General features: G+C 70.4%; 10 protein-coding genes and 1 pseudogene. 9 read left to right on the forward strand and 2 right to left on the reverse strand.

Annotated features, from left to right (window positions below; genetic code table 11):
* The first annotated feature begins 45 nt into the window (after positions 1-45).
* The 4 genes and pseudogenes from STRTUCAR8_RS30770 (at position 46) to STRTUCAR8_RS54600 (ending at position 3,035) form a co-directional block, all read left to right on the forward strand.
* A complete protein-coding gene (locus STRTUCAR8_RS30770; protein ID WP_006380044.1) occupies positions 46-813 on the forward strand; it encodes an SDR family NAD(P)-dependent oxidoreductase in 768 nt (255 codons plus the stop codon).
* Positions 810-2,054 carry an acyl-CoA dehydrogenase family protein gene (locus STRTUCAR8_RS30775; protein ID WP_006380039.1) on the forward strand — a complete coding sequence of 415 codons (1,245 nt, stop codon included), beginning with the start codon at positions 810-812 and terminating at the stop codon, positions 2,052-2,054. The genes STRTUCAR8_RS30770 and STRTUCAR8_RS30775 overlap by 4 nt, the downstream gene beginning before the upstream one ends.
* Positions 2,051-2,620 (forward strand): annotated as a pseudogene (locus STRTUCAR8_RS54595) (alcohol dehydrogenase catalytic domain-containing protein); the annotation flags it as partial. The gene STRTUCAR8_RS30775 and the pseudogene STRTUCAR8_RS54595, both read left to right, overlap by 4 nt.
* A 70-nt stretch (positions 2,621-2,690) precedes the next feature.
* Positions 2,691-3,035, forward strand: coding sequence for a zinc-binding dehydrogenase (locus STRTUCAR8_RS54600; RefSeq protein ID WP_006380051.1), 345 nt, complete (start codon positions 2,691-2,693; stop codon positions 3,033-3,035).
* Positions 3,036-3,057: 22 nt separating this feature from the next.
* On the opposite strand, the gene STRTUCAR8_RS30785 is transcribed toward STRTUCAR8_RS54600, so the two are convergent.
* Positions 3,058-3,921: a mycofactocin-coupled SDR family oxidoreductase gene (locus tag STRTUCAR8_RS30785; protein ID WP_006380035.1), complete on the reverse strand. Its 864-nt coding sequence runs from the start codon at positions 3,919-3,921 to the stop codon at positions 3,058-3,060.
* Between the two features lie 175 nt (positions 3,922-4,096).
* Between STRTUCAR8_RS30785 and STRTUCAR8_RS30790 the strand changes: the two genes are divergently transcribed.
* From STRTUCAR8_RS30790 to STRTUCAR8_RS30805, 4 genes are read left to right on the forward strand one after another with little or no spacing between them, the layout of a single operon-like run.
* Positions 4,097-5,242 (forward strand): amidohydrolase family protein, encoded by a 1,146-nt coding sequence (locus tag STRTUCAR8_RS30790; protein ID WP_006380032.1) that lies wholly within the window; start codon positions 4,097-4,099, stop codon positions 5,240-5,242.
* A complete protein-coding gene (locus STRTUCAR8_RS30795; protein WP_006380055.1) occupies positions 5,239-5,526 on the forward strand; it encodes a hypothetical protein in 288 nt (95 codons plus the stop codon). The genes STRTUCAR8_RS30790 and STRTUCAR8_RS30795 overlap by 4 nt, the downstream gene beginning before the upstream one ends.
* Positions 5,527-5,533: 7 nt before the next feature.
* Positions 5,534-6,346: a mycofactocin-coupled SDR family oxidoreductase gene (locus STRTUCAR8_RS30800; RefSeq protein ID WP_006380040.1), complete on the forward strand. Its 813-nt coding sequence runs from the start codon at positions 5,534-5,536 to the stop codon at positions 6,344-6,346.
* Between the two features lie 14 nt (positions 6,347-6,360).
* Positions 6,361-6,549 carry a ferredoxin gene (locus STRTUCAR8_RS30805; RefSeq protein ID WP_006380046.1) on the forward strand — a complete coding sequence of 63 codons (189 nt, stop codon included), beginning with the start codon at positions 6,361-6,363 and terminating at the stop codon, positions 6,547-6,549.
* A gap of 67 nt (positions 6,550-6,616) precedes the next feature.
* On the opposite strand, the gene STRTUCAR8_RS30810 is transcribed toward STRTUCAR8_RS30805, so the two are convergent.
* A complete protein-coding gene (locus STRTUCAR8_RS30810) occupies positions 6,617-7,489 on the reverse strand; it encodes a VOC family protein (RefSeq protein ID WP_006380048.1) in 873 nt (290 codons plus the stop codon).
* Positions 7,490-7,648: 159 nt separating this feature from the next.
* On the opposite strand from STRTUCAR8_RS30810, the gene STRTUCAR8_RS30815 reads away from it, so the two are divergent.
* Positions 7,649-8,518: an alpha/beta fold hydrolase gene (locus STRTUCAR8_RS30815; RefSeq protein WP_006380043.1), complete on the forward strand. Its 870-nt coding sequence runs from the start codon at positions 7,649-7,651 to the stop codon at positions 8,516-8,518.
* Positions 8,519-8,548: the final 30 nt, after the last annotated feature.

The raw sequence follows: 8,548 nt of genomic DNA on the forward strand, positions 1-8,548 counted from the left end.
GCACCGGCCGATCCCGTTCAAGAAGTGTCCCGTGAGGAGTGGGGAATGAACATCGACGGTTCATCGGCACTGGTCACCGGAGGCGCCTCCGGCCTCGGCCTCGCCACCGCCCGCCGCATCATCGAGCGCGGCGGCACGGTCGTCCTCGCCGACATCTCCGAGGAGCAGGGCGTCAAGGCGGTCGCCGACCTCGGTGACGCCGCCCGGTTCGTCCGCGCCGACGTCACCGACGAGGCCGCCGTCACGGCCGCCCTCGACACCGCCGCCGAACTCGGCCCGCTGCGCTTCGTCGTGCACTGCGCGGGACGCGGCGGCGACCGCACCCGGATCATCGACCGCGACCGCAAGCCGGGCGAACTCGACACCTTCGCCGAGGTCGTACGGGTCAACCTGATCGGCACCTACAACGTGCTGCGTCTGGCCGCCGCCCGGCTCGCCGGCAACGACGTCGTCGACGGCGACCGGGGAGCGGTGGTCCTGACAGCGTCCGTCGCCGCGTTCGACGGCCAGATCGGCCAGACCTCCTACACCGCCGCCAAGGCCGGCGTGCACGGCATCACCCTGGTCGCCGCCCGTGACCTCGCCAGCTGGCAGATACGCGTGAACACCATCGCCCCCGGCGTCATGGACACCCCCATGCTCGGCCGCCTCCGGGAGGACATCCGGGACGGCCTCGCCGCGTCCGTCCCGCACCCCAAACGCCTCGGCACCCCGGACGACTACGCCCGCCTCGCCGTCGAGATGCTGGAGAACCCCTACCTCAACGGCCAGACCGTCCGCCTCGACGGCGCCATCCGCATGGCACCGAGGTGACTACGTCATCGGCCCGCCCGGCCCGGATCTCCCAAGAGGCAGCCACCGACGGGGAGTTCAGAGCCCGCCTGCGCACCTTCCTCACGGCCCATCACCCGGGCCGCCGCCCCAAGGACCCCGCCGAGCGGCTGTCGTGGCAGAAAGCATGGCTGGCCACCCTCTTCGACGCCGGGTACGCCGGTCCGAGCTGGCCACGCGAACACGGCGGAATGGAGCTGGACTTCGCCCGCCAGGTGATCTATCAGGAGGAGTACGCGCGAGCCCGGCTGCCCGGACCCCTCGGCACCGGACTCGGCATCGCGGCCCCGACCCTCGTCAAGTACGGCACCCCCGAACAGAAGGAGCGCTTCCTGCGCCCCATGCTGCGCGGCGACTCCGTCTGGGCGCAGGGCTATTCGGAGCCGGAGGCGGGCTCGGACCTGCCCGCGCTGCGCACGACCGCTCGCCGGGAGGACGGCGCAGCGGGCGGCGGCCCCGACGACCCCGATTCCGTGTACGTCGTCAACGGGCAGAAGGTGTGGAACAGTTCGGCCGACATCGCCGACATCATCTTCACCCTCGTCCGGACGGGCCCGCCCAACTCCCGTCAGGACGGCATCAGTTACCTCCTGATCGACGCGCGAGCCCCCGGAGTGAGCGTGCGCCCGCTGCGGGACCTCACCGGGGACGCGCACTTCTGCGAGATCTTCTTCGACGACGTACGCGTCCCGGTGGCCGACCGGATCGGCGCGGAGAACGGCGGCTGGCCCCTCGTACGGACCAGCCTCGGCCATGAACGCGCGGCCGGTGCGATGAACCAGGCAGCGCTGTACCGGCGCGTCCTGGACGAGCTGACCGAGCTGGCGCGTGAGCGCGGCGCCACCTCGGACCCGCTGGTGCGCGACCGGCTCGCGGACTTCGAGATCCGGGTGCGGATCATGCGCCTGACCGGGATGCGGACCATCGCCGACATCATGGCGAAGGGCGAGCCCGGACCGGCGTCCTCGACGTCACGGCTCTTCATCGTGACCTTCGAGCAGGAACTCCACGAGTTCGCCCTGGAGTTGCTGGGCGCCTACGGCATCCTCGGTCGCCGCGATCCGCACGCAGTGCAGCGCGGGCGCTGGGTGTGGGGCTTCCTGCGCACCAGGGCCTCGTCGATCGGCGCGGGCACCGCCGAGATCCAGCGCAACACCATCGCCGAACAGGTACTGGGCCTGCCCCGTGACCCGGCGATGCCCACCGCCGAGAGGACACGATGAGAGCCGCACGCTGTACGGGATACGGGCCGCCGTCAGGCCTGTCGGTCGTCGAGCTCGGCGATCCCGAGCCCGGCCCGGGGGAGGTGCTGGTCCGGGTGCACGCGGCGGCCGTCAACTTCCCCGACGTACTGCTGGTGGCGGACCGCTACCAGGTCCCGGCGCCCCTGCCGTTCACGCCCGGCAGCGAGTTCGCCGGCGTCGTGGCGGCGCTGGGGCCCGGGGTGTCCGGCCCTCCGGTGGGTTCACCCGTGGCGGGAGCGGTGCTGACCGGCGCGTTCGCCGAGCAGGTCGTGGTGCCCGTAGCGGGCCTGCGCCCCGTCCCCGACGGGCTCGACATGATCCACGCCGCCGCGTTCCACGTGACCTACGCGACCGCCTACCACGCCCTGACCACCGTCGGACAGGGCGCGGCGGGGGAGTGGGTGACGGTGCTCGGCGCCGCGGGCGGGGTCGGCTCGGCGGCCGTGGACATCGCGACCCGGCTCGGGATGCGCGTGGTCGCGGCGGCATCGAGTCGGGAGCGGCTGACGGTCGCCCGCGAACTCGGCGCCGCGGCGGGCGTGGACTACGTCCACGAGGACCTGAAGACCCGCATCCGTGAACTGACCGACGGCGGCGCCCATCTGTGTCGACCCGGTGGGCGGCGACCACGCCGAGGCCGCCCTGCGCGCACTGCGGCGAGGCGGCCGGTTCGTGACGGTGGGCTACGCCGACGGGAGGATCCCCCGGATCCCGCTGAACCTCGTCCTCCTCAAGGACGCGGTCGTACGGGGCTTCGAGATCCGCATGCTGCGCCAGTACGCCCCGGACACGGTGGCCGCAGGCGACCGGGCGCTGGCCGGGATGGTCCGCGCCGGTATGCGGCCGCTCGTCTCCCGCGTCCACCCGCTCGCCGACGTGGCCGCCGCCCTGACCGGCGTCGCGGAACGCCGGACCACCGGGAAGGTGGTCATCGACATGACGGCCGAGGGAGGGGCATGAACCTCCTCTGCGTGAAATCCGCTCAGAAGTTGGGGAGTTGGGGGCGCCGCTTCACGTACCCGGCCGCGTCGACGCGCATCTGCATGCCGGTGACATAGCGGGACTCGTCGGAGACGAGGAAGAGGACGGTGTCGGCGATGTCCTCGGGCTCGACGTAGGGGATGCCGAAGCCGGTCGTCGCGGGGAAGTTGGGCAGCGCGTCCTCGCGGGTCGGGTTCTCCAGGTCGGGCCGGAACGAGCGGTACATGAGGTCGCTGTTGAGCATGTCCGTGTTGACGTTCGTCGGGTGCAGCGCGTTGACCCGGATCCGCCGCGACGCGAGCACCGTCGCCAAGTCGTGGACGAACGCCGCCACTTGGCGCTTGGCGAAAGAATAGCCGAGGCCGCCCGGTCCGTTGGCGGGGTTGTCCGTGGTCGCCGGGATCAGCCCGGCGATGGACCCGGTCGCCACGATCGAGGCACCGTCGGGCAGATGGGGGAGTGCCGCGTCGACGGCGTGCACCACCCCGTTGAAGTCGACGGTGACCGCGTCCAGAAAGGCCTGGGCGGTCTGCCCGGGGCCCAGCGGGCAGATCCCGGCCTGGGCTACGACCGCGTCGAGCCGCCCGAGTTCTGCCACCGCCTCCGCCACGGCCGCCTTGAGTGCCGAGGGCTCGCGCACGTCCGCCTTGCGCGCGACGACGCGCCGCCCGAGCTTCTCGACCTGACGCACCGTCTCGTCCAGGTCGGCGTCGGTGGCAAGCGCGTAGCCGTTGGTGGCGATGTCCTCGCAGAGGTCCACGGCGATGATGTCGGCGCCCTCCGCGGCGAGCCGGATCGCCTGGGCCCGGCCCTGGCCGCGTGCCGCCCCCGTGATGAAGACGACCTTGTCCTGCACTCGACCCATGGGGTCTCCTTCCGTCGAACAAAAGAGTAGCCTGAATATAAATCGATGGATCTGGTGCACATCCATGATCCGCGAGAAGCAAGGGGTTTCATCACCTTCTTCCACTGAGTGGGACCCGATCAGTACACGCAATGTGTCGATGCTGGAGAGTCTCCGGGACCGAGGGAGCGCAAGGATGCCGTTGCAGCCATGGATGAAGTTGCTGTCGACCGACGACCACCTGATCGAGCCCCCACGACTGTGGTCCGACCGGCTGCCCGCGAAGTACCGGGAGGCGGGACCGCGCAGCGTCGAACAGCCACGCGGAGAGGGCCGGGCGCCCGCCGAGGTGTGGGTCTACGAGGACCGCGTCTACCCCTACATCGGCCTCAACGCCGTCGCGGGCAAGAGCCCGGAGGAGTTCGGCCTCGAACCGACGCGCTACGACGAGATGATCCCGGGCTGCTACGACCCCAAGGCCCGGCTGCGCGACATGGACCTGGACGGCGTGTGGGGGGCGCTGTCCTTCCCGTCCTTCCCCGGTTTCTCGGGCCACGTCTTCATGGACGGCAAGGACCATCACCTCGCGCTGCTGTGCGTCCAGGCATGGAACGACTTCGTGCTGGACGAGTGGTGCGCGACCGCCCCGGGTCGGCTCATCCCCCTGGTGATCCTGCCGCTGTGGGACGTCGAGGCGTGTGTCGCGGAGATCCACCGGACCGCCGCCAAGGGCGCCAAGGCGATCTCCTTCCCGGAGAACCCGGCGCCTCGCGGTCTGCCCTCCTTCCACACCGACCACTGGGACCCGGTGTTCTCGGCGGCCGAGGAGACCGACATGCCCCTGTGCCTGCATTTCGGCACCTCGGGCAAGGCGCCGAAAACGGCCGAGGAGGCCCCGTTCGCGGTGACGATCGCCCTGTTCGGCACCAACGCCATGTACGCCACCGCCGACCTGCTCTTCTCCCCGGTGCTGCACAGGCACCCCAAGCTGAAGATCGGGCTGTCCGAGGGCGGCATCGGCTGGATCCCGTACCTGCTGGAACGCAGTGACGGCACCTGGGAGCGGCACCGCTTCTACCAGAACGTCAACCAGAGCGTCCGGCCCTCCGAGCTGTTCCACAAGCACTTCCACGGCTGCTTCATCGACGACCGTTTCGGCGTCGAGGTCCGCCATCACGTCGGCGTCGACAAGATCACCTGGGAGTGCGACTACCCGCACTCCGACTCGTACTGGCCCAAGAGCCGCGCCTACGCCGCCGAGGTCCTCGCCGACGTACCGGACGACGAGGTGCACAAGATCGTCGAGCTGAACGCCCGCCGCCTCTACAACCTCCCCGCATGAGCGGGCGCCCGGAGTCCGAACGGTCCGACTGGACCGACCTGGACCTGCTCACCCGCGAGGAGGCCCACGGCCGGCTCCTCACGGAGATCGCCGAGACCGACGTACACCTCGCCGGACTGGGGGACGGCGACGGAGACGAGGCCGAGCGCGAGCTCCTCCAGCGGCGACTGCACGCCCTGCACGAGGCCGCCGAGGATCTGACCGACCGGACGGACCGGACCGGCCGCACCGATCTGGCCAGCCATACCGACCTGACCGACCGGACCGATGACTCGAAGAACTGAGGCTGCCATGGGGCGAGTTGAGGGCAAGGTCGCGCTCATCACGGGAGCGGCGCGCGGTCAGGGCCGCTCGCACGCCGTTCGGCTGGCGGAGGAGGGCGCGGACGTCGTCGTCACCGACGTCTGCCACGACATCAGCGACGAGCTGCCCTACTCCCTCGCGTCGAAGGAAGAGCTGGCGGAGACCGCCGAGCTGGTGCGGGCGACGGGCCGGCGGTGCGTCGCCGTCCAGGCCGACGTCCGCTCGGTCACCGAGATGCGGGTCGCCGTCGACGCGGCGCACGAGGAGTTCGGGCGGCTCGACGTGGTCGTCGCCAACGCCGGTGTCATGAGCGCGGGTTCCGCCTGGCAGCTGTCCGAGGAAGCCTGGGACGTCGTCGTCGACGTCAACCTCAAGGGCGCCTGGAACACGGCACGGGCGGCGATCCCGAGAATGATCGAGGCGGGCGACGGCGGCTCGATCATCATGATCAGCTCGGCGGCCGGAATCCGCGGCCATGTGCCGTACGCCCATTACGTGGCCGCCAAACACGGAGTGGTCGGCCTGATGAAGGCCCTCTCCAACGAACTCGGCACGCACCACATCCGGGTGAACACCGTCCACCCCACCGGCGTCAGCGACACGGGGATCACCGTCGGCGTACCACTGGACGAACTCAAAGCGCGGGAACCGATGTTCGCCCTGGCCGCGATGAACACCCACGCCCCGTGCGTCGAACCCCGGGACGTGTCGAACGCGGTCCTGTTCCTCGCCTCGGAAGAGGCGAGATACGTCACCGGGCTGCAGTTCACCGTCGACGCCGGGTCGACCAACAAACCCTAGAACAGGAGTGGTTCGTGAAGGTCACCATCGACAGGTTCTCCTGCTCGGGTCACGCGCGGTGCGCGGCGGCGGCGCCAGGGCTGTTCCGGCTGGACGAGGACGGCTACGCGCTGCCCTTCGACGAGGACGTCCCGGAAGGTCTCCAACAGGCCGCTCGCGATGGGGAGTCGGCCTGTCCGGAGCGGGCGATCACCGTCCGATGACACGACCGAGCCCCACGGTCCCGGGTGAAATCCAGGGACCGTGGGGCTCAGCCATGTCCGTGCGCGCTCAGCCGGCCGGCATCGGCGGCGGCGTGAAGTGGTGGCCCCAGAACGCGCCGTCGGTGATCTCGTAGACGGGCACCGGCTCCGGCACCTTCAGGCCGTTCCAGCCGAACTCGACGGCGTAGTTCTCCGGCGACCAGACGTAGAACGACACCATGTGGTCGTTGGTGTGCTTGCCCAGCGAGTGCATCATCGGGATCTCGTACTTCCCGGCCCGGTCCAGCGCGCGCCCCACGTCGTCCAGCGTCGCGCCCTCGACCATGAAGTGCAGCAGCCGCCCCGGACCCGGCATCGGCGTCACCCCGAGGGTGTGGTGGCGGGGGTTGCAGCCCATGAACCACGTGGTGCCGCCCGGTGAGCGCATCGTGTTCCGCTCGACGAAGCCCAGCACGTTGACGTAGAACTCGAACGTGCCCCGCGCGTCCTCGGCGGAGATGATGGCGTGCCCGAAGCCCATGTCGCCGGTGACGAAATTCGACACCAGCGGGGTCTGCACCGGCACATGGTCCAAGGTCGTGCCGTAGAACAGCTCGACCGGGTTGCCGCCGGGGTCGTTGAACTTGACGAAGCCGGTGACCTTCCGCGCCGCGGCCTCCGCCTCGGTACCGGCGGTCACCTTGATCCCCGCCTTCTCGACGTCCGCGACCAGCCCCGCCAGCTCCCGCTCGTCGAGAACCTCGAAGCCCAGCGCCGTCATCCCGGGCTGCGCCCCCGGAGAGACCACGATGCGGGCCGGATAGTCGTCCATCCGGAAGTGGAGGGATTCGGGATCAGCTCCCTCGACGGGCATCAGACCGAGGAAGTCACCCCCGAAGGCCTTCCACCCGTCGATGTCGTTGGACTCCAGACGCAGGTACCCGAGTGAGTGAACACCCATCAGGTCCTCCCCTCGCAATGGTCAGGTCCGGGCGGCCCGAGAGCCCCCGGCATCGTTACGTCCACGACGCTAGACAGCGCGCGCCGCCCACCGCCGGGACCGTCCCACTGATCGGGAGCCCTCCGACAGGCGCCGGCTGCCCGGTGGCACGGTGCTGCCATGACAATCACCTCCCTGACGTACGAGGACACCCTGCGCGAACTCCCCACCGACGAGGGCGTGTTGCGCTACCACGAGGCGGGCGACGGACCGCCGCTGCTCCTGCTGCACGGGTCGGGGCCCGGGGTGACCGGCTGGCGCAACTACCGGGGCAACCTGCCCGTGTTCGCCCAGCACTTCCGCACCCTCGCCCTGGAGTTCCCCGGCTTCGGCGTGAGCGACCCGACCGACGAGAACCCGATGGCGGCGGCCCCGAAGGCCGTACTGCGCTTCCTCGACGGCCTCGGGCTCGACCGGGTGGACGTCGTCGGCAACTCGATGGGCGGGTTCGTGGCCGTGGGTCTCGCGGTCGCCCACAAGGACCTGTTCCGCAGGGTCGTGACCATCGGGGGAGTGGGCCGCAACATCCTTTCTCCCGCGCCCAGCGAAGGGCTCAACCTGCTGGTGGAGTTCACCGAGAACCCCACCCGGGACAACCTCGTGCAGTGGCTGCGGTCGATGGTCTTCGACCCGGCCCTCCTCACCGACGAGCTGATCGAGGAGCGCTGGGCGAGCGCCACCGACCCGGCGACGCTGGAGGCGTCCCGCCGTATCTACGGCCGGCAGGCGATGGCCGCGATGATGGCCGCCCAGGCCCACTCCGACCAGCCGATATGGGCGGCGCTCCACAAGATCACCGCGCCCACGCTGCTGACCTGGGGCCGCGACGACCGGGTCACCCCGCTCGACAACGCGCTGCTGCCGATGCGCACCATCCCCAAGGCCGAGTTGCACGTCCTCCCCGACTGCGGGCACTGGGCGATGATCGAGCAGAAGGCGGCCTGGGAGAGCGCGGTGCTGGCCTTCCTGACCCGCCCGGAGACCTCCTGAGTCTCCCGAGCCCACTGGGCGCACGGCTGT

Origin of the sequence: Streptomyces turgidiscabies Car8 (genome assembly GCF_000331005.1) — a bacterium.
GTDB lineage: Bacteria > Actinomycetota > Actinomycetes > Streptomycetales > Streptomycetaceae > Streptomyces > Streptomyces turgidiscabies.

Coding starts and splice junctions, on each gene's coding strand:
- STRTUCAR8_RS30785 (WP_006380035.1), bottom strand. CDS start 3,921: ATGGGTCGAGTGCAGGACAAGGTCGTCTTCATCACGGGGGCGGCACGC.
- STRTUCAR8_RS30795 (WP_006380055.1), top strand. CDS start 5,239: ATGAGCGGGCGCCCGGAGTCCGAACGGTCCGACTGGACCGACCTGGAC.
- STRTUCAR8_RS30810 (WP_006380048.1), bottom strand. CDS start 7,489: ATGGGTGTTCACTCACTCGGGTACCTGCGTCTGGAGTCCAACGACATC.
- STRTUCAR8_RS30815 (WP_006380043.1), top strand. CDS start 7,649: ATGACAATCACCTCCCTGACGTACGAGGACACCCTGCGCGAACTCCCC.
- STRTUCAR8_RS30800 (WP_006380040.1), top strand. CDS start 5,534: ATGGGGCGAGTTGAGGGCAAGGTCGCGCTCATCACGGGAGCGGCGCGC.
- STRTUCAR8_RS30770 (WP_006380044.1), top strand. CDS start 46: ATGAACATCGACGGTTCATCGGCACTGGTCACCGGAGGCGCCTCCGGC.
- STRTUCAR8_RS30790 (WP_006380032.1), top strand. CDS start 4,097: ATGCCGTTGCAGCCATGGATGAAGTTGCTGTCGACCGACGACCACCTG.